Below are 1,003 nucleotides of genomic sequence, written 5' to 3' on the forward strand. Positions count from 1 at the left end.
AAACGCGTCAGGGTCAGCGTCTTCTATGGCTGCAATGTAGTTGGCCTTGATCCGCAGCTCGCGTTGGACATCCAATAGGGATTTGCCCATCGTTGCGCGTTCCCCGCGCATCCGATCACCCAGACTCACCTCGTAATCGTCAAAGCCCTTTGGCCGGACGTCGGTTTCATCTTCGGATTCGCGCTGAGATCTGCGCCCAATCATCCCTGCTGCCCCATTCTGCCTACGCGTGTTTCACGCAAGAACCGAATCAATTCTACACGATTCGGTCGCTTCTTTTGTTAGCTTAAGCCTAACACGTGAAAAACACGTTGCACACTTTGGCGTGAGGTTAACCTGCGAGTTCGGCGCGATTTAGCGCACAATGTGACCAAAGTTCGTCCATCGCTTGAACCAGACTGTTCATCTCATTGGGTCCGTGAACAGGTGACGGCGTAAACCGCAGGCGTTCCGTCCCGCGTGGAACGGTCGGGAAATTGATCGGCTGGACATAGATGCCATAGTCATCCAGCAACATATCGCTCAGCTTCTTGGTGTGAACCGGGTTGCCAACAATCACCGGGACAATGTGACTGCCGTGGTCGATCAATGGCAGGCCCAACCCCTTCAGACGCAGCTTGAGAATTTTGGCCTGCGTCTGGTGCTGCTCGCGCAGTTCAGGAGCATTCTTCAGATAAGCGACCGAGGCCGCGGCACCCGCTGCGACGGCTGGCGGCAGAGACGTGGTAAAGATGAAACCCGGCGCGTAAGAACGCACTGCGTCACACTTTTTCGCGCTTGCCGCGATATAGCCGCCCATGACGCCAAAGGCTTTTGCCAGCGTGCCGTTGATGATGTCGATCCGGTGTGCAAGGTTATCGCGCTCGGTCACACCGCCCCCGCGGGGGCCATACATGCCCACGGCATGCACTTCATCGATATAGGTCAGCGCGCCGAATTCATCTGCCAGATCACAGATTTCTTCGATTGGACCAAAATCGCCATCCATTGAATAAACCGACTC

The 1,003-nt window shown here is 55.6% G+C and carries 2 protein-coding genes; both read right to left on the bottom strand.

Translation table 11 applies throughout. From position 1 onward, the window contains the following. A partial coding sequence (locus ACR0IP_RS23185; RefSeq protein ID WP_480528163.1) for a helix-turn-helix domain-containing protein occupies positions 1-204 on the bottom strand: 204 nt, incomplete at its 3' end. A gap of 127 nt (positions 205-331) precedes the next feature. Beyond that, a partial coding sequence (gene hemA / locus ACR0IP_RS23190) for a 5-aminolevulinate synthase (RefSeq protein ID WP_480528164.1) occupies positions 332-1,003 on the bottom strand: 672 nt, incomplete at its 5' end.

This window comes from Ruegeria sp. AL11, assembly GCF_056540865.1.